The 26,300-nt window shown below is 70.7% G+C and carries 21 protein-coding genes; 5 read left to right on the forward strand and 16 right to left on the reverse strand.

What is annotated here, in order from left to right:
• Positions 1–52: 52 nt before the first annotated feature.
• The 5 genes from QNO14_RS07630 to gatC all read right to left on the reverse strand — a co-directional run bounded on the left by QNO14_RS07630 (position 53) and on the right by gatC (position 5,266).
• Positions 53–373: a hypothetical protein gene (locus QNO14_RS07630; RefSeq protein ID WP_257506206.1), complete on the reverse strand. Its 321-nt coding sequence runs from the start codon at positions 371–373 to the stop codon at positions 53–55.
• 77 nt (positions 374–450) lie between these two features.
• On the reverse strand, positions 451–1,716 hold the full coding sequence (gene dinB / locus QNO14_RS07635) for a DNA polymerase IV (RefSeq protein WP_257506207.1): 1,266 nt from the start codon (positions 1,714–1,716) through the stop codon (positions 451–453).
• 213 nt (positions 1,717–1,929) lie between these two features.
• Positions 1,930–3,459 carry an Asp-tRNA(Asn)/Glu-tRNA(Gln) amidotransferase subunit GatB gene (gatB, locus tag QNO14_RS07640; protein ID WP_257493329.1) on the reverse strand — a complete coding sequence of 510 codons (1,530 nt, stop codon included), beginning with the start codon at positions 3,457–3,459 and terminating at the stop codon, positions 1,930–1,932.
• The gene (gene gatA / locus QNO14_RS07645; protein WP_257506208.1) at positions 3,459–4,970 is read right to left on the reverse strand and encodes an Asp-tRNA(Asn)/Glu-tRNA(Gln) amidotransferase subunit GatA; all 1,512 of its coding nucleotides are present in this window, start codon (positions 4,968–4,970) and stop codon (positions 3,459–3,461) included. Before gatA ends, gatB begins: the two co-directional genes overlap by 1 nt.
• A complete protein-coding gene (gatC, locus tag QNO14_RS07650) occupies positions 4,967–5,266 on the reverse strand; it encodes an Asp-tRNA(Asn)/Glu-tRNA(Gln) amidotransferase subunit GatC (RefSeq protein ID WP_257493326.1) in 300 nt (99 codons plus the stop codon). The genes gatA and gatC overlap by 4 nt, the downstream gene beginning before the upstream one ends.
• Positions 5,267–5,344: 78 nt before the next feature.
• Here gatC and QNO14_RS07655 point away from each other — a divergent pair, with 78 nt between their 5' ends.
• Positions 5,345–7,045: a long-chain-fatty-acid--CoA ligase gene (locus QNO14_RS07655; protein ID WP_257506209.1), complete on the forward strand. Its 1,701-nt coding sequence runs from the start codon at positions 5,345–5,347 to the stop codon at positions 7,043–7,045.
• Between the two features lie 6 nt (positions 7,046–7,051).
• On the opposite strand, the gene QNO14_RS07660 is transcribed toward QNO14_RS07655, so the two are convergent.
• The 4 genes from QNO14_RS07660 to QNO14_RS07675 are packed head-to-tail and all read right to left on the reverse strand — an operon-like array spanning position 7,052 to position 12,262.
• Positions 7,052–7,546 (reverse strand): DUF4262 domain-containing protein, encoded by a 495-nt coding sequence (locus tag QNO14_RS07660; RefSeq protein WP_257506210.1) that lies wholly within the window; start codon positions 7,544–7,546, stop codon positions 7,052–7,054.
• A gap of 56 nt (positions 7,547–7,602) precedes the next feature.
• Positions 7,603–9,942, reverse strand: coding sequence for an NAD-dependent DNA ligase LigA (gene ligA, locus QNO14_RS07665; RefSeq protein WP_257506211.1), 2,340 nt, complete (start codon positions 9,940–9,942; stop codon positions 7,603–7,605).
• A 28-nt stretch (positions 9,943–9,970) separates the two neighbouring features.
• Positions 9,971–11,068 (reverse strand): tRNA 2-thiouridine(34) synthase MnmA, encoded by a 1,098-nt coding sequence (gene mnmA / locus QNO14_RS07670; protein ID WP_257506212.1) that lies wholly within the window; start codon positions 11,066–11,068, stop codon positions 9,971–9,973.
• Between the two features lie 9 nt (positions 11,069–11,077).
• Entirely contained in the window at positions 11,078–12,262 is a 1,185-nt protein-coding gene (locus QNO14_RS07675) for a cysteine desulfurase family protein (RefSeq protein WP_257493321.1), read from the reverse strand.
• A 59-nt stretch (positions 12,263–12,321) separates the two neighbouring features.
• On the opposite strand from QNO14_RS07675, the gene glgX reads away from it, so the two are divergent.
• From glgX to glgB, 3 genes are all read left to right on the forward strand, one after another.
• On the forward strand, positions 12,322–14,412 hold the full coding sequence (gene glgX / locus QNO14_RS07680) for a glycogen debranching protein GlgX (protein WP_257506213.1): 2,091 nt from the start codon (positions 12,322–12,324) through the stop codon (positions 14,410–14,412).
• A gap of 74 nt (positions 14,413–14,486) precedes the next feature.
• Complete coding sequence (locus tag QNO14_RS07685) at positions 14,487–16,571, forward strand: alpha-1,4-glucan--maltose-1-phosphate maltosyltransferase (protein WP_374113963.1); 2,085 nt, start codon at positions 14,487–14,489, stop codon at positions 16,569–16,571.
• Positions 16,568–18,709 carry a 1,4-alpha-glucan branching protein GlgB gene (gene glgB / locus QNO14_RS07690; RefSeq protein ID WP_257506214.1) on the forward strand — a complete coding sequence of 714 codons (2,142 nt, stop codon included), beginning with the start codon at positions 16,568–16,570 and terminating at the stop codon, positions 18,707–18,709. Before QNO14_RS07685 ends, glgB begins: the two co-directional genes overlap by 4 nt.
• Before the next feature lie 164 nt (positions 18,710–18,873).
• On the opposite strand, the gene QNO14_RS07695 is transcribed toward glgB, so the two are convergent.
• Both QNO14_RS07695 and QNO14_RS07700 read right to left on the reverse strand, forming a co-directional pair.
• Positions 18,874–19,821: a tetratricopeptide repeat protein gene (locus tag QNO14_RS07695; RefSeq protein WP_257506215.1), complete on the reverse strand. Its 948-nt coding sequence runs from the start codon at positions 19,819–19,821 to the stop codon at positions 18,874–18,876.
• Positions 19,818–21,647, reverse strand: a complete 1,830-nt coding sequence (locus QNO14_RS07700) for a DUF8094 domain-containing protein (RefSeq protein ID WP_257506216.1) — start codon at positions 21,645–21,647, stop codon at positions 19,818–19,820. The genes QNO14_RS07695 and QNO14_RS07700 overlap by 4 nt, the downstream gene beginning before the upstream one ends.
• Before the next feature lie 160 nt (positions 21,648–21,807).
• Between QNO14_RS07700 and QNO14_RS07705 the strand changes: the two genes are divergently transcribed.
• On the forward strand, positions 21,808–22,881 hold the full coding sequence (locus tag QNO14_RS07705) for an AI-2E family transporter (RefSeq protein WP_257493316.1): 1,074 nt from the start codon (positions 21,808–21,810) through the stop codon (positions 22,879–22,881).
• A gap of 27 nt (positions 22,882–22,908) precedes the next feature.
• Here the strand turns inward: QNO14_RS07705 and QNO14_RS07710 are convergent, their stop codons facing one another.
• Genes QNO14_RS07710 through QNO14_RS07730 form a run of 5 tightly spaced genes read right to left on the reverse strand, consistent with a single transcriptional unit; the run spans position 22,909 to position 26,298 of the window.
• Positions 22,909–23,631: an alpha/beta hydrolase gene (locus tag QNO14_RS07710; RefSeq protein ID WP_257506217.1), complete on the reverse strand. Its 723-nt coding sequence runs from the start codon at positions 23,629–23,631 to the stop codon at positions 22,909–22,911.
• 1 nt (position 23,632) lies between these two features.
• On the reverse strand, positions 23,633–23,917 hold the full coding sequence (locus QNO14_RS07715; protein ID WP_257493447.1) for an Rv1322 family protein: 285 nt from the start codon (positions 23,915–23,917) through the stop codon (positions 23,633–23,635).
• Positions 23,918–23,928: 11 nt separating this feature from the next.
• Positions 23,929–24,633 carry a lytic transglycosylase domain-containing protein gene (locus tag QNO14_RS07720; protein WP_257506218.1) on the reverse strand — a complete coding sequence of 235 codons (705 nt, stop codon included), beginning with the start codon at positions 24,631–24,633 and terminating at the stop codon, positions 23,929–23,931.
• Between the two features lie 46 nt (positions 24,634–24,679).
• Positions 24,680–25,276 carry a DivIVA domain-containing protein gene (locus QNO14_RS07725; protein ID WP_257506219.1) on the reverse strand — a complete coding sequence of 199 codons (597 nt, stop codon included), beginning with the start codon at positions 25,274–25,276 and terminating at the stop codon, positions 24,680–24,682.
• The gene (locus QNO14_RS07730; protein ID WP_257506220.1) at positions 25,273–26,298 is read right to left on the reverse strand and encodes a phosphatidate cytidylyltransferase; all 1,026 of its coding nucleotides are present in this window, start codon (positions 26,296–26,298) and stop codon (positions 25,273–25,275) included. The genes QNO14_RS07725 and QNO14_RS07730 overlap by 4 nt, the downstream gene beginning before the upstream one ends.
• Between the last annotated feature and the right edge of the window lie 2 nt (positions 26,299–26,300).

The raw sequence follows: 26,300 nt of genomic DNA on the forward strand, positions 1-26,300 counted from the left end.
TGCAATGAGCCGATCCGTCGCCGTCCGCAGGGCCGGGGGCAGCGCGCGTTCGCTACTTCTTGAGGGCGCGGATGACACGGCTCAGTGCGCGGCCGGCGACCCACACGAAGGGAATCGCTACGGCGAGGAACGAGACGATGTTCGGCTCGAACCGCAGATCGTCACCCTTGCGCACGTAGGCGCCGAGCGGAATGGCATAGCCACCGCCGCCGCCACCGCCGTTGCCGTCGGCATCCGCCCCTCCGCCGAACCCCGACCAGGCGAGGGCGACAGGGACGAGGGTGATGCCATCGAGCTCCTGCTTCTCCCCGTAGACGCTGGTGACGCCGTAAGAAGCGGACTGCTTGCCGAGATCCAGTGCGATGTTGGCCATCCCCCCACCGTACCGGGCCGCGCGCCTGCGTCCCAGCGTATGGCGGGGGTCGATTCACGGGCGGGGCGGGCCAGGGGTCAGTGCTCGGGCGGGCGCGGGGGCCGCGGGTTGGTCGGCAGCGCACCGAGGTCGCGGGTGCCGCCCAGGAGGGTCGCGCGTGTGACGGCCGCGCGCCCGAATCGCTCGCGCGCGCCGTCGAGGGCCTCTTCCACCCGCCGCCAGTCCTCGTCGTCGTCCCAGAGCGCCAGGGGCGCGACGCCGGCCGGTCGCAGATTCTCGGCGCGTACGCCGATGAGCCGCACCGGCATGCGCAGGTCGATCTGGTGGAAGAGGTCCCACGCGGCATCCCCGATCCGCTGGCCGACAGCCGTCGGCTCAGGGAGCGTCTGCGAGCGGCTGAGGGTGGAGAAGTCGGCGAAGCGAAGCTTCAGCGCGATGGTCGCCGCCTCCCAGCCGTTCGACCGCAGGCGCGCGCCGACGCGATCCGCGAGCCGGCGCAACTCGGTGCGCAGCACGGCCGGGTCGGCGATGTCGTCGTGGAAGGTCTCCTCGTGTCCGACGCTCTTCTCGATGCGCTCGGTGTGCACTTCCCGGGCGTCGATGCCGCGCGCGAGGTGCCAGATCCGCTCGCCCATGGCGGGACCGAGCGCCCGGTCCAGCACGCCGCGGGGGGTGGCGAGCACGTCTGCCACGGTGCGGATGCCGCGCGTCTCGAGCGCAACGGTCGCCTTGGGACCGACGCCCCACAGCGCGCTCACCGGCCGCGCCGAGAGGAACGCCTGCGTGTCGGATGCGCGCACGATGAGCATGCCGTCGGGCTTGGAGATGGTGGATGCCATCTTGGCGACGTGCTTGGTGGCCGCCACCCCCACGCTGCACGTCAGGCCGGTCTCTTCGAGGACCCGTACCCGCAGCATCCGCCCGATCTCCCCCGGCGATCCCCAGAGGCGTCGCGCCCCGTGGACGTCGAGGAAGGCCTCGTCGATCGACAGCGGTTCGACCAGCGGAGTGATCGAGTGGAAGATCTCCATGACCTGCTGGGACAGCGCGAGATAGCGATCGAAGTGCGGGGCGACGACCGTCGCCTGCGGGCACAGGCGCAGCGCCTGGCTCACCGGCATGGCCGACCGCACCCCGAAGCGACGTGCCTCGTACGAGGCGCTCGAGACGACGCTGCGCCCCTCGGGCGACCCGATGATGATGGGCTTGCCCTTCAGCGAGGGGTTGTCGAGCACCTCCACCGCGGCGTAGAACGCGTCCATATCGACGTGGAGGATGCGCGTGCCGGTGTCGTCGGCGCCGTCCGGTGAGACGATGCGCCCCGTTCCGTCCCCGCGTCCCATAACCCCATCTTCCCCGCATCCCCCGACACCCGAGTGAGTATTCGGGCTCCCGAGTGAGTATTCGGGCTCCCGAGTGAGTATTCGACGTGCCGAGCGAGTATTCGCGCCGGGACGTCTCCCCGGCCGCGAATACGCACTCGCGTCAGCGAATACTCACTCGGCACCGTGAGTACTCACTCGGCACCGTGAGTACTCACTCGGCGCCGCGAATACTCACTCGGCGGCGCGGGTGAGGATCAGCTCGCGCACGCGCGCGGCGTCGGCCTGGCCCTTCATCGCTTTCATCACGGCTCCGATCACGGCGCCGGCGGCTTGTACCTTGCCGTCGCGGATCTTCGCGAGGACATCCGGCTGGGATGCCAGCGCCTCGTCGATCGCGGCGATCAGCGCGCCGTCATCCGAGACCACTGCCAGACCCCGAGCATCCACGACCTCCTGCGGCGAGCCCTCGCCGGCGATGACGCCCTCGAGCACCTGGCGCGCGAGCTTGTCGTTGAGAGTGCCCGCGTCCACGAGCTGCTGCAGCTGCGCCACGTGCTCCGGCGACACCAGCTCGCTGGGCTCGCGACCGGCGGCGTTCGCGGTGCGGGTGATCTCGCCGGTCCACCACTTGTGGGCTGCGGACGGCGCCGCGCCGGCAGCAATCGTCGCCTCGACCTCGGCGACCAGGCCGCCGTTGACGAGGTGCTGGAACTCCTGGTCGGTGAAGCCCCAGTCCGCCTTCAGGCGGCGACGGCGGGTCGCCGGCGCCTCGGGGAGCGCAGCACGCAGCTCCTCGATCAGCTCGGCGGACGGCGCGACGGGCAGCAGGTCGGGCTCCGGGAAGTACCGGTAGTCGTCGGCATCCGACTTCGGGCGACCCGGCGACGTCGTCCCGGTGTCCTCGTGCCAGTGGCGCGTCTCCTGGATGATCGTGCCGCCGTCGGCGAGGATCGCCGCCTGCCGCTGGATCTCGTACCGCACGGCCCGCTCGACGGAACGCATCGAGTTGACGTTCTTCGTCTCGGTGCGCGTCCCGAGCGGCGGCGTGGGCTCACCCGGCGCAACGCGCGGACGCAGCGACACGTTCGCATCGCACCGCAGGTTGCCGCGTTCCATCTTCGCTTCCGAGATCCCCAGGCCCCGCACGATGTCGCGAATGGTCGCGATGTACGCCTTCGCGATCTCGGGCGCACGGTGCTCGGCGCCGATGATCGGCTTGGTCACGATCTCCACCAGCGGCACGCCGGCGCGGTTGTAGTCCACGAGCGAGTACTCGGCGCCCTGGATGCGGCCGGTCGAGCCACCCATGTGGGTGAGCTTGCCGGCATCCTCCTCCATGTGCGCGCGCTCGATCGGGATCGTGACGATCTCGCCGTCGGAGAGTTCGATCTCCACGGAGCCTTCGAAGGCGATCGGCTCGTCGTACTGCGAGATCTGGTAGTTCTTGCCGAGGTCGGGGTAGAAGTAGTTCTTCCGCGCGAACCGGCTGGACGGCGCGATCGAGCAGCCCAGCGCCAGACCCAGGCTGATCGACGAGCGCACGGCCTCGGCGTTGACGACCGGCATCGACCCGGGAAGGCCCATGTCGACGGGAGCGACCAGCGTGTTGGGGCCAGCCCCGTGGTTCTTCTCGTTGGCGGGGTTCCCCGCCGCGGAGAACATCTTCGTCTCGGTGTTGAGCTCGACGTGCACTTCGAACCCGAGCACGGGCTCGAACAGTTCGAGGGCCTTGTCGAAGTCCATGAGCTTTGCCTTCGCCATCAGCGGGTCCCTCCCAGAATCGGTGCACGGTCCAGCAGCGGGCCGCCCCAGCGGTCGACGAGCACGGCCTCCACCGCAGCGCCGACCCGGTACAGCCGCGCGTCCTCACGGACGGGTGCGAGGAACTGGATGCCGACGGGCAGTCCGTCCTCGGCGGCGAGCCCTGAGGGCACCGAGATGCCGGGGACGCCGGCGAGGTTCGCCGGGATCGTGGTGACGTCGTTGAGGTACATCTGCAGCGGGTCGTCGATCTTCTCGCCGAGGCGGAAGGCCGTGGTCGGAGCGGACGGCGTCGCGATGACGTCCACCTGCGCGAAGGCCTCATCGAAGTCCTGCTGGATGAGGGTTCGCACCTTCTGCGCCGAGCCGTAGTAGGCGTCGTAGTAGCCGGCGGACAGCGCGTAGGTGCCGAGGATCACGCGGCGCTTGACCTCGGGACCGAAGCCGGCGTCGCGGGTGGCGGCCATGACGTCCTCGACGGTGCCGCCGGGGACGTTCACGCGCATGCCGAAACGCACCGAGTCGAACTTCGCCAGGTTGCTGGATGCTTCGGCGGGAAGGATCAGGTAGTACGCGGCGACGCCGTACTCGAAGTGCGGCGCGCTGATCTCCACGATCTCGGCGCCCTGGGCCTGCATCGCCTCGAGAGCCTCGTGGAACGACGCCGACACGCCGGCCTGGAACCCGCTGTCGGGGAGCTCCTTGATGACGCCGACCCGAAGGCCCTTGAGCACGTCGCCGCGGGCGCCCTCGCGGGCGGCCTCGGTGAACGACGGCCACCGGTCGGTGAGCGACGTGGCGTCGTGGGGGTCGTGCCCGGCGATGACGTCGTGCAGCAGCGCGGAATCCAGCACCGTGCGCGAGACCGGCCCGACCTGGTCGAGGCTGGATGCCAGCGCGATCGCGCCGTAGCGGCTCACGCCGCCGTAGGTCGGCTTCATGCCGACCGTGCCGGTCACGTGCGCAGGCTGGCGGATCGAGCCGCCGGTGTCCGAGCCGAGGGCGAGGGGCGCCTCGAAGGCGGCGACGGCGGCGGCAGAACCGCCGCCCGAGCCGCCGGGGATCCGGTCGAGATCCCACGGGTTGCGGGTGGGGCCGTATGCCGAGTGCTCGGTGGAGGAGCCCATCGCGAACTCGTCCATGTTGGTCTTGCCGAGCGGGACGAGGCCGGCGGCACGTGACCGAGCGACGACGGTCGCGTCGTACGGGGACATGAAGCCCTCGAGGATCTTCGACCCGCTCGTGGACGGCATGTCGGTCGTGACCAGCACGTCCTTGATCGCCAGCGGAACGCCGGCGACCGGACCGAGCTGCTCGCCGGCGGCGCGGCGGCGGTCGATGTCGGCGGCGACGTCGAGCGCGTGGCCGCTCACGTGGAGGAACGCATGCACGTCGCCGTCGACGGCGGCGATGCGGTCGAGGTGCGCCTGCGTCGCTTCGACGCTCGACACCTCGCCCGTCGACAGGGCGGTCGCGAGGTCCGCGGCGGAAAGGCGGGTCAGATCGGTCACTGCTCTTCTCCCAGGATCGCGGTCACGCGGAAGCGGCCGTCAGCGGCGTCGGGTGCGTTCTGCAGCACCTGGTCGACCGTGAGCATGTCGCCGGGGACATCGGGGCGGAAGACGTTCTGCAGCGGAACCGGGTGACTCGTCGCGGGCACATCCGCGGTGGCGACCTGAGACACCTTCGCGATGTTGTCGACGATCACGTCGAGCTGCCCGGTGAGCTGCTCGACCTCCTCGTCGCTGAGCTGGATCCGGGCGAGCACACCGAGGTGGCGAACGAGATCGGGGGTGATTTCTGACACCCCGCAAGTCTACGCGGGCGCCCCGGCCCGCCCCGCACCGGTCAGTGCCCCCGCCCGCTGGCCCAATAGGGTGTGCAGGTGATCACGTACGACCCGCCCCGCCCGTGGATCCGCAGCTACGCCGAGGGCGTGCCCGCCGATCTGCCGCCCGTCTCGGGCTCGCTCGTCGACATCGTCGCGGCGTCCGCCCGTGACTACCCCGATGCCCCGGCGCTGCAGTTCTTCGGCCTCGAGACGACCTATCGTCGGCTCGAGGAGCAGATCGATCGCGCCGCAGCCGCGCTGCACGCCCGCGGCGTGCGCGCCGGTGACCCCGTTGCGATCGTGCTGCCGAACTGTCCTCAGCACATCGTCGCGTTCTATGCCGTCCTGCGCCTGGGGGCGGTGGTGGTGGAGCACAACCCGATCTACACGCCCCGCGAGCTGCGCAAGCAGTTCGAGGACCACGGCGCGAAGCACGCGATCGTGTGGAGCAAGGTCGTCGCCACCGTGCAGGAGTTCCCCGCCGATCTCGTGGTGCCCGACCTCATCTCTGTGGATGTCACCGAGGCCATGCCGCTGCGCCTGCGCCTGGCCATGAGGCTGCCCATCGCGAAGGCGCGGGAATCGCGCGCAGCGCTGACCGAGAGTGTCACCGGCGTCACCCCGTGGCGGCGGATCGTCGGACATGAGCCGCTGCCTGCGTCGCACCCGCGGCCCACCGTCGACGACCTGGCGATCATCCAGTACACCAGCGGCACCACGGGAACCCCCAAGGGTGCCGCGCTGACGCACCGCAACCTGCTCGCCAACGCGGCGCAGGCGCAGGCGTGGGTGCCCTCGATCCAGCGAGGCAAGGGCTGCGTCGTCTACGCCGTGCTGCCGATGTTCCACGCGTACGGATTGACCCTGTGCCTCACCTTCGCGATGTCGATGGGGGCGCGCCTCGTGCTCTTCCCGAAGTTCGACCCCGACCTCGTGCTGCCGGTGGTCAAGAAGCATCCCGCCACCTTCCTCCCGCTCGTCCCGCCCATCGCCGATCGGCTGCTGTCCGCAGCCCGGGCGAAGGGGGTCTCCCTCACGGGCATCGAGATCGCGATCTCCGGCGCCATGGCGCTGCCGCACGAACTGGTGGTGCCGTTCGAAGAGGCAACGGGCGGCCACCTCGTCGAAGGGTACGGACTGTCGGAGTGCTCGCCCGTGCTCATGGCCAACCCGGTGGCCGACAACCGGGTGCCCGGCACGGTCGGCCTCCCGCTTCCCGGCACTGAATGCCGCGTCGTCGACCCCGACCACCCCACGGCGGACGTGGCGCCCGGCGAGCGCGGCGAGCTGCTCGTCCGCGGTCCGCAGGTCTTCAGCGGCTACTACGGCCGCCCTGAGGAGACGGAGCACGTCTTCGTCGACGGCTGGTTCCGCACCGGAGACATCGTCACCATCGACGAGGACGGATTCGTCCGCATCGTCGACCGGATCAAGGAACTCATCATCACCGGTGGCTTCAACGTCGCCCCGACGGAGGTCGAGATCGCGCTGCGACAGCATCCGCTGGTGAAGGATGCCGCCGTCGTGGGGCTTCCCAGCCAGCACGCCGGCGAGGAGGTCGTCGCCGCCGTGATCGTCGACGAGGGCGCGGAGGTGGACCCGGAGTTCATCCGGGAGTTCGTCCGCGGCATCCTCACCCCCTACAAGGTGCCTCGTCGCATCTTCGTCGTCGACGAACTGCCGAAGTCGCTCATCGGCAAGGTGCTGCGCAAGCAGGTGCGGGAGTTGCTGGAGGCGCGCGTCGACGCCGGGTGAGCGTGCTCACAACGCCGTGAACTCGCCCGGGCGCGGCTGGATCCATGGCGGGTCCGCGTACCCGGCCTGACCGGGAAAACGCCCGCCGCGGTCGGGATGGCTGAGCTGCAGCACCGGCACCGACGCCTCATCGGGACGCTGGTAGAAGCGGTTGGCGGCGAAGACGATCGATCCGGGGTTGGGAACGGCTTCCACCCGAAGCCGGCGCAGCCGGTGGTCGACGGTGACCCGTTCGCCCGGCGTGAGATCGGCGCCCGCGCGGTTCCGTGCCGCCAGCTCGTTGAGCACCGCCGCCGTGTCGTGGGGGCAGAGCCCGAAGACCAGGAGCTCGGGATGCCCCATGCCGAAGAGCCCGACGGTGTAGGCGAATGAGGTCTGGTGTCGCTCACCGTCGCCCCCGACGTACTGGATGAAAGTGCCGTGCGCGCGGATCACCTGCGCGGTGTACCGGTCCTCTTGATCGAGCCACGCCTGGAGGTGCGGCTCGGGATTCAGGGTCATGGGATGTCCTCTCTCTCGGATGGCTCGAGAGTAGAACATACCTACGACACTGGCACTCAGTCCGCTATGGCTTCAGCGGTCGCCGGCGCCGCACCGAGCGCATCGGGTCCCTGCTCGACCAGCACCTTGAACTGCGCCGCGTCGATGATGCGCACACCGAGCTGCTCCGCCTTCGCGAGCTTGGAACCCGCCCCCGGACCCGCAGCGACGAAGTCGGTCTTCTTGGACACGCTGGATGCAGCCTTGCCGCCGGCCGCCATGATCGCCTCCTGGGCTCCCTCACGGCTGTAGCCCTCGAGGGAGCCGGTGGCCACCACGGTGATCCCCTCGAGCACGCCGCCCGCTGCCGAGGCTGCGCCTGGACCCGGGTGTCCCGGTGTGGCCAGCTGCGCGCCGGCCGCCTCCCACCGCTCGACGATCTCGCGGTGCCAGTCCACATCGAACCAGCCGGTGAGCGCGTCGGCGATGATGCCGCCGACGCCGTCGACGGCAGCGAGCTCGTCGCGCGACGCCGCGCGGATCGCGGCGACCGACCCGAACCACTGGGCCAGGGCCCGGGCGGCCACGGGACCGACGTGGCGGATGTTCAGCGCCACGAGGAAGCGCCACAGCTCCTTGGTCTTGGCCTTCTCGAGCTCCTCCAGCAGGGTGAGCGCCTGGGCCGACGGCTGGGGGCCGGTGAGTCCCTGCTTCTTCTCTGCGGGACTGGGGTTGCGGCGGAAGGGCGCCCGGCGCACCGGCTGACCGGTCCGGTCATCCACGCGGGCCTCGCCGGTCTCGGCATCCCGAACGATGACCTCGATCGGCACCAGCTGCTCGAGGGTGAGGTCGAACAGCCCCGCCTCGGTTTCCAGGGGCGGCGTCGCGGGGACGGTCGGCTGGGTCAGCGCGGCGGCGGTGACCTCGCCCAGGGCCTCGATGTCGAGCGCGCCACGAGAGCCGATGTGCTCCACCCGGCCCCGCACCTGCGCCGGGCAGGCGCGGGTGTTCGGGCAGCGCAGGTCGATGTCGCCCTCTTTCGCCGGCGCCAGCGGCGTGCCGCACTCCGGGCAGTCCGCAGGCATGACGAACGCCCGCTCCGAGCCGTCGCGCAGCTCGACGACAGGCCCCAGCACCTCGGGAATGACGTCGCCCGCCTTGCGCAGCACGACGGTGTCGCCGATCAGCACGCCCTTGGCCTTGACCACGTCCTGGTTGTGCAGCGTGGCCTGACGCACCACGCTGCCGGCCACCTGTGCGGGCGCCATGACGGCGAAGGGCGTCGCGCGCCCCGTGCGACCGACCGACACCACGATGTCGAGCAGTTTCGTGTTGACCTGCTCGGGCGGGTACTTGTAGGCGATCGCCCATCGCGGGGCGCGGCTGGTGGCACCCAGCTCGCCGTGCAGGTCGAGTTCGTCGACCTTGACCACGACGCCGTCGATCTCATGCTCGACGGCATGACGGTGCTCCCCGTAGTTCTCGACGAACGACACCACGCCGTCGACGTCGTCGTAGGTCCGGAAGTAGGGGCTCGTCGGCAGGCCCCAGCCTGCGAGCAGCTCGTACACCTCGCTCTGGGATGCCACCGGCGGATCGGGCCACGCACCGATCCCGTGGACGAAGAGGCGCAGCGACTCCAGGCGTGCGCGCCCCGCCTCGAGCTCCAGCCCGCTCTTCTTCTCGAGCTGCTGGCGCAGCCCGCCGCTGGCCGCGTTGCGCGGATTCGCGAACGCCGGGAAGCGTCGGGCGGCACTGCGCGTCGCCTTCTCCTCGTCCATTCCCCGCGCGAGAGCGTCGGCGAGGACGCGATCGCGCATGCGGGCCTGCAGGGCGTTGAGCTCGTCGAACGCGGCCACGGGGATGAACACCTCTCCCCTCACCTCGACCAGCGGCGGGTGGCCCTCGCCCGACAGTCGCTGCGGGATGCCGGACACCTGCACCGCGTTGACGGTGACGTCCTCGCCGACCCGCCCGTCGCCGCGGGTGGCAGCCGAGGTGAGCAGCCCGTTCTCGTACCGCAGGCTGATCGCCAGGCCGTCGATCTTCAGCTCGCTGAGCCACCGCACAGCGCGGCCGGCGGATGCCTGCGTCTTGACGCACCACTCGCGCAGCTCGTCGATGCTGAAGACGTTGTCGAGGCTGAGCATGCGCTCCGCATGCTCCACCGGAGCGAACATCGACGACTGCGCGGCCCCGACCGTCTGCGTGGGCGAATCCTGGCCTTGGATCTCGGGGTGCTCGCGCTCGAGCTCTTCCAGGCGCTGCATCCACGCGTCGTACGTGGCGTCGTCGACGACCTCGGCGTTGCGTCCGTAGTAGGCGTCTCGCGCGTCGAGGATGCGCTCGGTGAGCGCGGTCGCCTCGGCGCGGGCTTCGTCGAGTGGAGCGGGCGTGAAGTCAGCGGCATCCGTCACCCGGCAAGTTTAGGACGACCCTCGGACGTCACACCGATATGGGGGCCGCCGACACCGTCCGGTCGATGGTGAACTGCCCGAGCACGCGGGTGCCGCTGTACAGCACTGCGGTCTGCCCGGGGGCCACGCCGTCGAACGGGGACTGCGGGGTCACCGTCAGCACGCCGTCCGAAATCTCCGCGCGCGCCGGCACCGGGTCGGAGTGCGCGCGGATCTGCACATCGCAGTGGAACGCGGTCTCGGCGGGCGGGCGGCCCGCCCAGGTGAAGCGCTCCCCCGCGATCTGGGCGGTCGCGAGGGCCTCCTTCGGGCCCACCACGACGGTGTTCGTGACGGGGCGCACCTCCAGGACGAACCGCGGCTTGCCGTCTGGCGCGGGCATGCCCAGTTGCAGACCGCGGCGCTGCCCCACGGTGAACGCGTGCGCACCCTCGTGGGTGCCCACGACCGCACCGCTGCGGTCGAGGATGTCCCCCTTCTCGGCGCCCACGCGCTCGGCGAGCCAGCCGCGGGTGTCGCCGTCGGGGATGAAGCAGATGTCGTGACTGTCCGGCTTCTGGGCGACGGACAGTCCGCGCGCCTCGGCCTCTGCTCGGACGACGGCCTTGGAGGGCGTGGTGCCGAGCGGGAAGTACGTGTGCGCCAGCTGCTCGCCGGTGAGGACTCCGAGGACGTACGACTGATCCTTCGCCGCGTCCGAGGCCCGGTGAAGCTCGAGCCCGTCCGGCCCGTCGACGAGCGTTGCATAGTGGCCCGTGCAGACGGCGTCGAACCCGAGTTCGAGCGCCCGCTCGAGAAGCGCTGCGAACTTGATCTTCTCGTTGCAGCGCATGCAGGGGTTGGGGGTGCGACCGGCCTGATACTCGGCGATGAAGTCCGCCACGACGTCGTCGCGGAAACGTTCGGAGAAGTCCCAGACGTAGAACGGGATGCCGAGGCGATCGGCCGCACGCCGAGCGTCGAGGGCGTCCTCCACGGTGCAACATCCGCGGCTGCCGGCGCGCAGCGTTCCGCCGGCGCGCGAGAGCGCCAGGTGCACGCCGACGACGTCGTGGCCGGCGTCGACCGCGCGCGCCGCGGCCACGGCGGAATCGACGCCACCGCTCATCGCTGCAAGGATCCGCATCGCTCCAGTCTACGAGCGGGCGCGCGCCCGGGCTCCTGCCGCCGCCGCTCGGGCATGGGCCTCGGGCAGGGCGGCCAGCAGGGCGTCGACGTCGGCCGCCGTCGTCGTGCGGCCGAGACTCACGCGCAGCACGCTCCGCGCCTCGTCGTCGGAACGCCCGAGCGCCCGCACCACGTGGGAGGGCTCGGGCACGCCGGCCTGGCATGCGGAGCCGGTCGACACGGCGATGCCGTGCTGGTCGAGCAGGAACAGCAGGGTCTCCCCCGCGACTCCCGGAAAGAGCAGGTGGGCATTGCCCGGCAGCCGGCGGTGCGCGTCGCCCAGCAGCTGAGCCTCGGGGACGACGTGGCGGACCCCGTCCACCAGGCGATCCCGCAGCGCGCCGAGCCGTGCGGCTTCGCTCTCGCGCTCGGCGACGGCGAGCTCGGCGGCCGCGGCGAACGCCGCAGCGCCCGCGACGTCCTGCGTGCCCGACCGCAGCCCGCGCTGCTGGCCGCCGCCGTGCAGCAGTGCGGCAGGGGTCGCATGCCGCGAGACCACGAGGGCGCCGATCCCGACCGGTCCGCCGATCTTGTGGGCGGAGACGCTCAGAGCCGCCAGGCCCGTCGCCCCCGCGGCGTCGCCCCGCCAGGCGGCGAAGTCGACGTCCAGGTACCCGAACGCGCCGACGGCATCCAGGTGCAGCGGCACACCTTCTGCCGCTGCGGCGGCGGCGAGCGCGACGACGTCGTTGACGGTGCCCACTTCGTTGTTCGCGACGAGGGCCGTGGCCACCGCAGCGCCGGGGAGCGCCGCGGTGAACGCCGCCGTGTCGATGGCGCCCGTCGGGTGGAGCGGAACAGCGCGCACCGCCGCGCCCTGCTGAGCGTTCAGCCAGGCGACCGTGTCGAGCGTCGCATGGTGCTCGCCGTCTGGAAGCACGACGGCCCGCGCCTCGGCCGCCCGCGCCCACCACAGTCCCTTGATCGCGAGGTTGACCGATTCCGTGCCGCCCGATGTGAAGACGACCTCGATGGGGTCGGCGTGAAGCGCGGCGGCGATGCGCTCGCGGGCGTCCTCCAGCACGCGTCGCGCGGCCTGGCCCCCGCCGTGGATCGACGAGGGGTTGCCGACGGTCGCGCTCGCGGCCACCCACGCGTCGCGTGCCTCGGGCCGCAGCGGCGTGGTGGCGGCGTGGTCGAGATAGACGCTCACCCCTCCACTCTCGCTCAGGGGCGCACACGGCGCCAGTCGGCGACGGTTAGTGTGGCCCCATGGACACCCCGAGTCCGACCCCCCTGATCGACCCCCTCGCCGAGGCGCTGCGCAGCCCCGAGTTCGACGCCCTGGGCGTGACCTTCGGCGACGCCGGCGGCACGCTGCGGGTCTGGTCCGCCCGCGCGACCGCGATGGAAATGGTGCTGTTCGACGTCGAGGACCCGGACTGGGCCACCGGCACGGTCGCTCTCGAGCGCGGCCCCGGCAACGTCTGGCAGGGCACGTCACCGGCGCTGCGCGCAGGCACCCACTACGCGGTGCGCGCCGATGGCCCGAACACCACCGGCGACATGTTCAATTCGCAGACGCTGCTGGTGGAACCGTACGCGCGCGGCCTCGTCTCGCGGGGCGCGAGTGACTGGCGCTGCGTCGCCGTTGACGGCGGCTTCGACTGGGAGGGCGTGGTCAAGCCCGCGGTGCCGCTGGACCGCACCGTGATCTACGAAGCCCACGTGAAGGGCGTCAGCAAACGTCATCCGCACGTTCCTCCCGCGCTGCACGGCACGTACGCGGGGCTCGCGCACCCCGCCATGATCGAGCACCTGCTGAGCCTGGGGGTGACCAGCATCGAGCTGCTGCCGGTGCACGCCTTCGCATCGGAGCCGCGCCTGCTGAACCTCGGGCTGACCAACTACTGGGGCTACAACAGCGTGGGCTACTTCGCGCCGCACGATGCGTACGCGACGGAAGCGGCGCGGCGAGCGGGACCAGAAGCGGTGCTGCGGGAGTTCAAGACGATGGTGAAGGACCTGCACGCTGTCGGCCTCGAGGTGATCCTCGACGTGGTCTACAACCACACGGCCGAAGCCGGCATCGGGGGGCCACGCACGAGCCTGCGGGGCCTCGACAACCGCGACTACTACCGGCAGCACGAAGACGGCTCGTACATCGACGTCACGGGATGCGGAAACTCTGTCAACACCGCGACGGATGCCGCGGCGCGCCTCGTGCTGGATTCCCTCCGCTACTGGGCGAACGACGTGCAGGTCGACGGGTTCCGCTTCGACCTGGCCGTGACGCTCGGCAGGGACGGCAGCCATGAGTTCACCCCCGACCACGCCCTCCTGCGCGCGATCGTCGAGGATCCCGCGCTGGCGGGTGTGAAGAAGATCGCCGAGCCGTGGGACGTCGGGATGGGCGGGTGGCAGACCGGCAACTTCGGCGCCGGCTGGCACGAGTGGAACGACCGTTACCGCGACCGTGTGCGCAACTTCTGGTTGAGCGACGTCGACTACGCACGCCGCGCCTCCGCGGCGCCGGTGGGCGTGGGCGGATTCGCCACGCGCCTGGCCGGCTCGTCGAACACCTTCAGCGGGGAGCGCGGACCGCTGGCGAGCGTCAACTTCGTCACGGCGCATGACGGCTTCACCCTGCGCGACCTGGTGTCGTACGACGTCAAGCACAACCTCGGAAACGGGGAGCAGAACCGCGACGGAGCCGACACCAACCGCTCGTTCAACCACGGCGCCGAGGGGGCGACCGACGACCCCGGCATCCTCGCCACCCGCCGCAAGGCGATGCGCAATCTTCTGGGGACGCTGCTGCTGTCCGCCGGCGTTCCCATGCTGACGGCGGGCGATGAGTTCGCCCGCACCCAGCGCGGCAACAACAACGCTTACTGCCACGACTCCCCCCTGACCTGGCTCTCGTGGGATCACGAGCCCTGGCAGCAGGATCAGTTCGCCCACGTGCAGCGCCTCATCCGGCTGCGTCAGGAGAACCCGGCGCTGCGTCCCACTCGCTTCGCATCCGAAGAGCGGGAGGTACCCGGCGCGTCGCGGATGCAGTGGTTCGACGAGCACGGCCGCACGATGTCGGGTGACCGGTGGACCGATCCCGCCCACCGCACCCTGCAGTACGTCGCCGCCTCGACGCCGGAGCACGAGGAGCCCAACCGCATCCTTCTGATCGTGCACGGTTCCGAGCGGGACGTTGACGTCACCCTCCCCGACCTCGAGGGCGCGGAGCGGTTCGTCTCGCTCTGGTCCAGCGTCGACGAGGCTCCCGACATGCACGAGACGGTGCATGCGCCCGGCGAGATCATCGCGATTCGAGGCACGTCGATGCGGCTGTTCCGCGTGGAGTGAGGCGCAAGTGTTGTGCCCCGCGCAGCGATGCGCAAGTCCTGCGTGCCGATTGCGAGGACCGGTAGGTTCGAGGGGTGGCCATCCCGACAACGAAAGCACCGTCGCGCCTCTGGCGGAGCACCGCAGACCTTCCCCTCCGCCCCACTTCCGCCTGGCAGCCTGAGCCGGACACCGCCGCAGGGCGCATCCCCCTGGCGCTGCCCCGGCCCAGCGTTCCGGACCCGGGGTTCCGCCCGACGGCCTTCGTCGGCGAGGCCGTACCGTTCCGGGTCACCGCCTTCCGGGAGGGTCACGACCTGATCGGCGTGCACCTGCGTCTGTTCTCACCCACGGGCGAAGAGTCGCTGCACCGCCTGTCGCCGCTGAACGACGGGTTCGACCGGTGGAGTGTGCTCGTCTCCCCGCTGCAGCAGGGAGTCTGGCAGTTCCGCTTCGAGGCTTTCGGCGACGACTTCGCCACCTGGCAGCACGCCGCCGACGTCAAGATCGAGGCGGGTGTGGATGCCGCGCTCATGCGCGAGTCCGGCGCGCTGCTGTTCACGCGTGCCGCCGCAGAGAAGTCCCGGCCCGCCGCGGAGCGCCGCACCCTCAAGGCCGCTGCCGCGCGACTGCGGGACGCCGCGGTCGGCGATGACACGGCCCTCGAGATCGTGCGCGACGCCGAGATCGCCGCAGCCTTCGCGCACCGGCCGCTGCAGTCGCTCACGACCATCGGCCCCCTGCATGAGCTGCTCGTGGAGCGTGAGCGCGCCGGCGTGGGCGCCTGGTACGAGTTCTTCCCCCGTTCCGAAGGCGCCGAGCGCCGTGCCGACGGCACCGTGCAGAGCGGAACGTTCCGCACCGCGAGCGAGCGTCTGCCGGCGGTGGCGGCCATGGGCTTCGACGTGCTGTACCTGCCGCCCATCCACCCGATCGGCGAGACCAACCGCAAGGGACGCAACAACACGCTGCAGACCGAGCCCGGCGATCCGGGGTCCCCCTGGGCCATCGGCTCCGCCGCGGGTGGTCATGACGCCGTGCATCCCGACCTCGGCACCCTCGAGGACTTCCGCGCCTTCGTGAAGGCCGCCGCCGGGCACGGGCTGGAGGTCGCGCTCGACCTCGCGCTGCAGGCGTCGCCCGACCACCCGTGGGTCACCGAGCACCCGGAGTGGTTCACGACTCTTCCCGACGGGTCGATCGCGTATGCCGAGAACCCCCCGAAGAAGTACCAGGACATCTATCCGGTCAACTTCGACAACGACCCCGCCGGCATCCGCGCCGAAGTGCTGAGGATCGTCCGCCACTGGATCGCCCAGGGCGTGAAGATCTTCCGCGTCGACAACCCGCACACGAAGCCCCTGCAGTTCTGGGAGTGGCTGATCGCGACGGTGGTCGACGAGGATCCGGACGTGGTGTTCCTCGCGGAGGCGTTCACCCGGCCCGCGCCGATGCAGCGTCTGGCGATCGCCGGGTTCCAACAGAGCTACTCGTACTTCACGTGGCGCAACACGAAGGCCGAGCTGGAGGAGTTCCTCGGCGCGGTCAGCGACGAGACCGCCGACTTCATGCGACCGAACCTCTTCGTGAACACTCCCGACATCCTCACCGAGTACCTGCAGTACGGGGGGCGGCCCGCCTACCGCGTGCGGGCGGCGATCGCCGCCACCGCCGGCGCCTCATACGGCGTCTATGCGGGATACGAGCTCTACGAGAACGTGGCGCGTCCGGGATCCGAAGAGAACATCGACAACGAGAAGTACGAGTACAAGCTGCGTGACTGGGCTGCGGCCGAAGCGAGCGGCGACTCTCTGGCGCCGTTCCTCACCCGGCTGAACGAGATCCGTCGCGCCCACCCGGCTCTGCGGCAGCTGCGCAATCTGCGGCTGCACTGGAGCGACGACGAGGCGATCGTCGTGTACGCCAAGCACCTCCCGGCCGCGCTGTCGCCCGAGGGCGTGTCCGACACGATCATCGTCGTCGCGAACGTCGACCCGCATTCGGCGCGCCAGACGATGGTTCACCTGGACACCACCCAGTGGGGCGTCAAGCCCGGCGACGCGTTCGAGGTCGTCGACCTCGTCACCGGAGCCGAATGGACCTGGACCGACAACAACTTCGTGCGGCTGGATGCCTTCCACGAGCCAGCCCACATCCTGCACGTGAAGGAACGCCGATGACCCCGCCCGATGACCGCGTACTCGACACGGTCGCGACCGGTTCGTACCACGCCCCGCACGACGTGCTCGGCATCCACCCGGCCGGTGACGGACGCTGGGTGATCCGGGCACGCCGGCCCCTCGCGGCGACGGTGACGGCAGAGCTCGCCGACGGCGCAGAAGTGCCGCTTCACCACCTGCGGGCCGGCATCTGGGAGGGCGAGTTCGCGGCATCCGACGCTCCGGCGTACCTCCTCGCCACGACCTACGGCGACGGCAGCGACTACACGGCAGAGGACCCCTACCGCTTCCTGCCGACGATCGGCGAGCTCGATCTGCACCTGATCGGCGAAGGGCGCCACGAGCAGCTGTGGCACGCGCTGGGCGCCCACCTGCGCCGGCCGGCCGGCGTCGACGGCGTGGGGTTCACGGTCTGGGCGCCCAATGCGCAGGCGGTCCGCGTGGTGGGCGACTTCAACGGCTGGGACGGGCAGGGCCACTCGATGCGCTCGCTCGGCGGCACCGGAGTGTGGGAGCTGTTCGTCCCCGGTCTCGCCGTGGGCACCGTGTACAAGTTCGAGATCCTCACCCGCGGCGGACAGTGGATCCTCAAAGCCGACCCGATGGCACGCCTGGCCGAGGTGCCGCCCGGCACGGCATCCGTCGTCACCGACAGCGCGTACCGCTGGGCCGACGACGACTGGGTGGCGACGCGGGAGCGCACCTCGCCCCACGCGCAGCCCATGTCGACGTACGAGGTGCACCTCGGCTCGTGGCGGCCGGGGCTGTCGTACCGGGACGCCGCAGACGAACTGATCGACTACGTCACCGCCCAGGGCTTCACGCATGTGGAATTCATGCCGCTCGCCGAGCACCCGTTCGGCGGCTCGTGGGGCTACCAGGTGAGCGGCTACTACGCGCCGACGAGCCGCTTCGGCGATCCGGACGACCTGCGGTTCCTGATCGACCGCCTGCACCAGGCCGGCATCGGCGTGATCATGGACTGGGTGCCTGGGCACTTCCCCAAGGACGCCTTCGCGCTCGCCCGATTCGACGGCGACACCCTGTACGAGCACGGCGACCCGCGCCGGGGTGAGCACCGCGACTGGGGCACGCTCATCTTCGATTACGGCCGCCGGGAGGTGCGCAACTTCCTCGTCGCGAACGCCCTGTACTGGTTCGAGGAGTTCCACGTCGACGGCCTGCGGGTGGATGCCGTGGCATCCATGCTCTACCTCGACTACTCCCGCGAACCGGGCGAGTGGGTCCCGAACATCCACGGCGGGCGGGAGAACCTCGAGGCGATCGGGTTCCTGCAGGAGGTCAACGCCACCGCGTACAAGCGCTTCCCCGGCATCGCGATGATCGCCGAGGAGTCCACCAGCTTCCCCGGCGTCACCGCGCCGACCAGCGAGGGCGGGCTCGGATTCGGGTTCAAGTGGAACATGGGCTGGATGAACGACTCGCTCCAGTACATCAAGCGCGACCCGATGTACCGCGCCCACCACGAGGGTGAGCTGTCGTTCTCGTTCGTCTACGCCTTCAGCGAGAACTACGTCCTGCCCATCAGCCACGACGAGGTCGTGCACGGCAAGGGAACGCTTTTCAGCCGCATGCCCGGCGATCACTGGCAGAAGCTCGCGAACATGCGCGCCTTCCTGGCCTACATGTGGGGCCACCCGGGCAAGCAGCTGCTGTTCATGGGCCAGGAGTTCGGACAGATCGCCGAGTGGTCCGAGGGACGCAGCCTCGACTGGTGGCTGCTGGACCAGCCGGCACACCAGCAGCTGCACTCCTACGTGGCGACCCTGAACCGGGTCTACCGCGAGCACCCGGCCCTCTGGCAGCGCGACCACGACGGTGCGGCGTTCTCACGGGTCGGAGGCCCGGTGTGGAACCCGAACGTCCTCGCCTTCGCGCGCCGCGACCACGACGGCGGCATGGTGACGGTCGTCTGCAACTTCTCCGGCGTGCCGGTGCACGGGTTCGAGCTCGACCTTCCCGCCGAGGGCACATGGCGCGAGGTGCTCAACACCGACGCCGCGGAGTACGGCGGGTCGGGGGTCGGCAACATGGGCGCGGTCCACGCCGGAGAGGGCGGGCGCGCGACGATGGTGCTCCCCCCGCTCGGTGTGCTCTGGCTCCGACACGACGGCTGACGCCCGGTCTGCTCTCGGGGCCGCGTGGCTCGCTCGCCATGCGGCCCCGGGTTGGGTGCGCCACCCTTCGGTCGCCGCGAGCGGCCCGTCAACGGCGCGCAACCGCACGGAGGCGACGGCCGAAGGCTTCGGGCTCCGACCCGGGACCCGCGACCCCTAGCGGGTCAGAACATCAGGTTGGCCAGCGCGCGACGTGCCTGCAGCACGCGCGGGTCGGCGTCACCGACGAGGCCGAACAGCTCCAGCAGACGCTCCCGCACGGCGACGCGCTCGTCCGTCGGCAGCTCCGCGAAGAGCTGCAGAAGGCGTGCGAACGCATCCTCGACGTGGCCGCCGGCCAGATCCAGGTCTGCGACGGCGAACTGGGCCGGCACGTCACGCGGCGCGGCGGCCGCCGCGGCGCGGGCCGCCTGCAGATCCAGCCCTTGCACGCGTTCGAGCAGCCGAACCTGTCCGAGGCCGGAGCGGGCCTCTTCGTCCCCGGGGTTCTCAGCGAGGGCCTGCTCGTACGCCGCGGCGGCGCGCGCGTAGTCGCCGGCTTCGATCGCGTCGAAGGCCTCGGCGTGCAGCGGGGGCAGCGCCGGCTCCGACTCCTCCGCGGCCGCTACCGGCTCCCCGGCGTCGACCGTACCCGTCACACCGTTCTGCGCGGCGAGCTGCAGCAGCTGGCCGAACACCTCGCGCACCTGCGCCTCGGGCACGGCACCGGTGAACAGCGGAACCGGCTGACCTGCGACCAGCGCGACGACCATGGGGATGGACTGGGCCCGGAAGCCCTGCGCCAGCTGCGGGTTCGCGTCGACGTCGACCTTGGCGAGCACGAGGCGTCCGGCAAGTTCCGTGACGACCTTCTCGAGCACAGGGCTCAGCTGCTTGCAGGGCCCGCACCACTCGGCCCAGAGGTCGACGACGACGGGGACCGTGCGCGACAGTTCGAGGATCTCGCCGAAGGTCGCGTCGGTGACATCGACGATGAGGGTCGGAACGGATGCCGCCGGAGCGCCGCCCGCGGCACCGCCCGCGGAGCCCGCGGCCGGCGGCTGCGGACGGTTGCGCAGCGAGGAGAGGTCTACGGCACCGCGCAGGACGGCGCTGGAAGTCGGGTCGGTCACGGAATCACCTTCGCGTCGAGGATGTGGGAGGCGTACCCGAGCAGCTGAATGCGCTCGGTGGAGGACTTCGCGGGGACGTAGAAGAAGAGCTGGTCGCCGAAGGTCGTGGTGAACCCCGTGGCGGACTGCGTCTCTCCCGTGAGCGTCGACACCGTCGGGTTGCCGTCGAGCTTGATGACGGCATCCTCGGTGGTCGGCTTCACCGTCTCGTTCTCGTTGACCGTCACGGCGACGATGGCGCCGTTCTGGAGCGTGGCGAGCGCGACCGGCGACTCCGACCCGGCGACCGATTCGAAGGTGAGGCTGCCGGTCTCCGCACCGGTCTCGTTGAACGCCGCGAGGCGGGCCTCGCGGTCGGTCGTGACGCCCACCCGGAACTGATCCGCGGCGTCGTCGAAGAGGTCCGCGAACCGGCTTTCGTCACCGTTGTTGAGCACATCGGCGTACGCGGCGGCGAGATCCTGCGGCGCGATGGCGAGGAAGGCATTGTCGGGCGAAACCTGCGTGGCGCCCACGTACGCCGGCGCGAGGGGAAGCTCGGTGGTGGCATCCAGGCCGCCCATGTACGCGAGCTTGTACTCCGACCACGGGTCCTCCTGCGTCACGAACATGATCGTGTTGCCGGCCTCTTCATCGCCGACCACAGCCATGAACGTGCGAGGCCACCCCTCGTACGCCTGGGGCAGCAGGATCGAGAGCGGGCCGGCGGGGACCGCCGGCAGCGCCTTCTGCTCCGCGATCGCCGCGCGGAGGGTGTAGTTGGTGCGTCGCTCTGCCAGTACCGGACCGGTCAGGCGGGCCGCTGCCGCCTCGGCGTCGAGCGACTCGTCTGCCGCGGCGACCCGCTCCGCGATGCGCTGGAGGATGCGCTCCGCCTGCGGCTCGGTGACCACCGGGGGCTGCTGGCTCTCGGGCGCGATCACCGTCGCGCTGGGCGTGGGGGTCGGCGACGCGGCGAACTGGGGCCAGGCTTCGGATGAGCAGCCGGTGAAGAGCACGGCGCTCATCGCCACGGCCGGGAGCGCGAAGAACCTGCGCCGCTTGCCGGCGAGCGACCGCCTGCTGGTTGTGGAGCTGATGACGCCCTTGTCCGCGTTCTCGACGGACAGGTCGATCGGCTCGGTGTGCGGCATCGGGATGCCTTTGCGCCGTGGGCCGCGCGAGCGGCGGACGTGGCGGATGCCGAGGATGTAGAGCACCACGCCTACGGCCATGACGATGGCGCCGCCCGCGATGAGGGGGCCGGCCCAGGGGGTCGCGTTCGCGATCGGCCACGTGATCGTCAACCGCGCCGGGGCGGGAGCGACGCCGTCCGCGGCGATCAGCACGCTCATGTCCTCCGGCAGCTGGAATGTCTGGATGAGCAGGTCCTCGTCGGCGAACTCGTCGAGCCAGAGGTCCGACCCCGCGGGCGACATCGTCGGAACGGCGGCAGCGGCGTCGTCGCCCCCTTGCGCGTCGGCCGCGTCGCCCGGGGGGACCGCTTCATCCGCGGCCGGGTCCGGCGCGGGCGAGACGAGTTCGGATGCCACGACACCGTCGTCCATCGACACGTGCGCGTACTCCCAGGGCGTCAGCCACGCCTCGATGTCGGCCGTGCGCCCGTAAGCGGCGAAGATCGCGCCCTCGCCCTGAGCGCGCAGCGTCTGCGAGCCAGGCTGGCTGCGCAGCACCGCGCCGTCCACGAGCACATAGGGAACGTCCTCTGCCACCTCGATCGTCTCGCTCTGCGACGTCGGTCCCTGAAACACGGTCCGCTGCGCGAGGCCGCCGCCGATCATCAGGGCGGCGAGCACGAATGCCGCCACAGCCCATACGAATCGCACGAAGAACACCTCTCTGAGCCCGCCGCACCACGAGTGCGGGCACACAATCGACGTTTCAGCCTAGCGATAACGACCTGAATGTCGCCCGGGAGGGCGCGCCGACGCAGCAAGGTGCCGCGCATGCGTATCCTGACGTGACCGATAAAGCAGGAGGCTGCACGTGAAAATCCAGTACCCGTTCCGCACCGCGTTGATCGCGACGCTCGGTGTCGGAGTCGGGCTCCTGATCATCTCCGGCGTCTCTACACTGCAGACGGTACTGCTGTACGTGGGGACGGCCCTGTTCCTGTCGCTGGGCCTGGACCCCATCATCTCGTGGCTGGAACGACGCCGGTTCCCCCGGTGGTCGGCGGTGCTCACGACGATCCTCGCGGTGCTCGCCGCGTTCGCCGGCATCGTGCTCATGGTCGTTCCGATCATCGTCGGTCAGATCTCGCAGCTTGTGGCGCAGATCCAGAAGCTCTTCCGCTCCGGCGCGCTGGACGACCCGGTGACCGGGATCAAGGACTGGATGCACGGGACCTTCCCCGCGCTCGACGTCGACGTCCTGTTCGGCTACCTCGAGGACTGGTACGAAACGCTCGACATCGGCGAGATCGGAACGACCGTCGGCGAGAGTCTGCTCGCCCTCGGCGGGGCGCTGATCGCGGGCTTCACCGGCGCGTTCATCGTGCTGATCCTGACCATCTACTTCACCGCGTCGACGCCCTCGCTCAAGGCCGCCGTGTACCAGCTCGTTCCGGCATCCAAGCGCGAGCGCTTCATCGACCTGGCCGAGCAGATCACCAAATCGGTGGGCTACTACGTCATCGGCCAGGGCAGCCTCGGTGTCATCAACGGCGTGCTCAGCGCGATCTTCCTCTCCATCATCGGCGCTCCCTTCCCCGCCGTGCTGGCTGTCGTCGCGTTCTTCTTCTCGCTGATCCCGCTGGTGGGCACCCTGACCGGATCCGCCATCATCGTGCTGACGTGCCTGATCCCCGGACTGGGCTCCCCCACGACAGCGCTCATCGCGTTGATCTACTACGTCATCTACATGCAGCTCGAGGCGTACCTGCTGTCGCCGCGCATCATGAACCGCGCCGTGTCGATCCCTGGCGCCGTGGTCGTCATCGCAGCGCTGGCCGGCGGCTCGCTCCTCGGTCTGCTGGGCGCGCTGATCGCCATCCCCGTCGCCGCGAGCATCCTGATCATCTACCGCCAGGTGATCATTCCCCGGCAGAACGAGCGCTGACACCGCGCCGGAGGGGCCCAGCCGCGCTCAGCCGACGGCGTCGCCCTGCCACTGCGTGGGCAGCGGCAGGGCGGCGGGGTTGACGACGCCCACGATCTCCGTCAGCACCCGTCGCGTCTGGTTCTCACCCACCCACAGGTGTCGGCCACCCTCGACCGGAACGAGGACCGCCTGCGGGATCGAGGCGAAACGCTCCCCGGCCTCTGCAGGGCGCAGATAGTCGTCGAGTTCGGGGACGACGACGACCACCGGGCGGCCGTCCTTCGCCCAGGCCGCGACTTCGTCGGGGCTCGTGCGATGCAGCGGAGGCGAGAGCAGGATGATGCCCTCGACGTCCTGGTCGCGCCCGTACTTGAGGGCCAGTTCCGTGCCGAACGACCACCCGACCAGCCACGGGCGGGGAAGCCCCCGCTCCCGGACGAAAGCCATGGCAGCCGCGACATCGAGGGCTTCGGCCTTGCCACCGTCGAAATCGCCTTCGCTGGTCCCCCGCGGCGACGTTGTGCCGCGGGTGTTGAAGCGCAACACAGCGAGGTCGGCGAGGGCCGGCAGCCGTCCGGCGGCCTTGCGCAGGATGTGCGAGTCCATGAATCCGCCGGCGGTGGGCAGCGGATGCAACGTCACCAGCGTGGCGACCGGGTCCCGGTCGAGGGGGGTCGCGAGTTCACCGACCAGCGTCAGATCGTCGGCGGTGTGCAGCTCGATGTCTTCACGGCGCGCGGGAAGCAGCACCGGGCCTCGGATTTCCATGTCAGCCGATCCTCCAGCATGCGGTGTGCCAGTGGCGCCGGTCCGCGAGCGCCGCGGCATCCCCGCGCACGTCGTCGGCGCGCCATGTCACAAGGTGCGCCACTCCGGGTTCGACCGCGCGCCCGCACCCCGGGCAGATGTACGTCTTCTGCGCCTTCGACGCGGCGACCGGCTGCACCGTCCACTCGCCCCCGCGGCGCATCTCGGTGCGCGCGAGGCCGGCGATGAGCCGGTCGAGCGATTCGTCGCGCGCGGGAGCGGGGCGACGGCGACGAGAACGGGCCATGAGCGAGGCGGTCACCACCAGTGGTTGCGGGTCCAGAAGTCGTACGCGGCGGCCCAGCTGCCGTAGCGGCCGACGGCGTACCCGTTGCCCCACTGCAGGTTGTCGACGGGGTCGTACCCGTTGCCCGGCACCTTGCTGCAGGGGTACGCCTGCACCAGTCCGCACGCGCCCGAGGAGCGGTTCGTCGCGTTGGGGTTCCAGCCGCTCTCACGGCCGACGATGTGGTCGACGTAGCCCCAGTCGCTCTGCGGGATGCCGGCGGCGGCCATCCACTCGGCGGCGCTTCCGCCGCCGGTGTAGAACAGCGGTGCCGCACCCGCCGACGAGGCCGACGAACCGCTCGCCGCCGGGGGCTCCGGCGTCGGGGTGGGCTTGGGCGTGACGTAGACGCTGTACCCGTTGCGTTCGAAGGTCACCGGCTCGGCCGTGGCTTCGCCCCGACCCCCGGCGAAGGCCTGTGCGTCGTCGATCGAGTCGGCGTAGAGCGACACCGGAGCGCCCTGCTCGGCGACCGCCTGCGACAGCGCTCCACCCATGGGGCCGATGTACGCCCCGGCGAAGCAGGCGACCGCGACACAGGCGAACACGCTCAGCACGCCGCGGCGACGAGACCAGCGCGGCGTCGCAGCCGCCCGCACGGACCGGCGGGTCCCGGAGGCGGCCAGGGCGGCGCTCCGCCCGGGATCCGCAGGGGTCATCGCGTCGCCGGAAGTCACAGTGTCGTGAGTCTATCGGGTCGGTCCGAGCTGGGCATCCGGGGCCTCAGCCGATCGCCAGCATGACTTCGACGACGGCGTCCAGCACGGCGTCGACCTGCACCTCGCGGTACCCGCCGCGCTGCATGCGGAACGCCACGGTGCGCACCTGCTCCACGGTGAGCGGCTCGCCGGACTCAAGATACGCCGCCAGCTTGTCGGCGACGATGTCGACCTCGTCGATGCGGTAGCCATAGCGGAGCGCTCCCACCCGGTCGAACCGGTGGGCGGGCGGGCGGGACAGGCGGTCGAGGACCTCCTGACCCAGGTCGCGCGAGCGCCCCACCCAGGCGCGGGCGCCGGCGCGCGACAGCGCCCGCTCGCGCTCCCGCGCGGCGAAGGCGTCCTCAATGCGTCCGAGCGCCGCGTCGACGGCGGCGATGACGTAGCCGTGACGCACCAGGGGGAACCCGGCCCGGCGCACGTCGCCGCTGGTGAGCGACGCATCGGCGGCATCCGCCTCGAACGCCTCGCGCGCCTCGGCGAGGAAGGAATCCACGGCCGCCTTGTCGTAGCCCTTCTCGCGCCCCTGCGTCTCGGGGAAGGGTGCGGGCGTCTGGGCCTCCGCGACCTCCGTGTCGGGGCCGGCCTCGGACAGCGTCATGCCGCCACCAGGGGGAAGAACGCGAAGTACAGCGCCAGCGCCGGCACCGTGGACGGCAGGATCGAGTCCAGCCGGTCGAGCACGCCGCCGTGGCCGGGAAGCCAGGAACTCATGTCCTTGATGCCCAGGTCGCGTTTGATCATCGATTCGCCGAGGTCGCCCAGGGTGGCGGTCGCGAGGATCACCAGCCCGAAGGTCACGCCGGCCCACCACGGCACCTCCAGCAGGAAGATCCCGAACAGCACGCCGGCGGCCACGGCGGCCAGCACCGCGCCGCCGAACCCCTCCCAGGTCTTCTTCGGGCTGATGCGCGGCGCCATGGGGTGCTTGCCGAACATGAGTCCGAACGCGTACGCGCCGGTGTCGGCGGCGACGGCGGTGCCGATCATCGCCAGCACCCACCACTCGCCCTGCTCCTGCCGCAGCAGGATCAGCAGCAGGCTGCCGAGGAAGCCGACGTAGAGCTGGATGAAGCCGGCGATCAGCGCATCCGAGAGCACGTCGCCGTAGCTGCGGCCGTCACTCGAGGCCATCTGGGCGACCAGGCGCCACACGATCACGAAGGCGACCGCGGCGAAGGCGACGGCCCAGTGCGTCCAGTAGTCCAGGAAGAACCCCGACAGCACGAGCGCCAGCGCCGCCACAACCTGCGGCACGAGGTCGACGCGGCGGCCGGCCAACTGCAGCGCGCGCCCGAACTCGAACACACCGAGGATCGCCACCGGCACGGCGAAGATCAGGAAGAGCTCCTTGAAGAACATCAGCGACCCGACCACGACCACGCCGAGGCCGAGGCCGGTCAGGGTCGCGACGATGAGGTCGCGACCGGTGCGCTGCTTGATCTTCTCGTTGGCGATGTCGAAGTCCGCGCGGGCGCGCTCGACCTGCTGTTCGAACTCGGAGCGCGCCGCGCGCAGATGCGTCGTGAACTCCACGCTGGGGTCGCCGGAGGACCGCCGTGCCTCCGAGCGCCGCAGGGGTGCTTCGGGCGGGCGCTCCGGATCGTCGGACGCGTCGGTCATCG

It is taken from the genome of Microbacterium sp. zg-Y625 (assembly GCF_030246925.1).
Lineage (GTDB): Bacteria > Actinomycetota > Actinomycetes > Actinomycetales > Microbacteriaceae > Microbacterium > Microbacterium jiangjiandongii.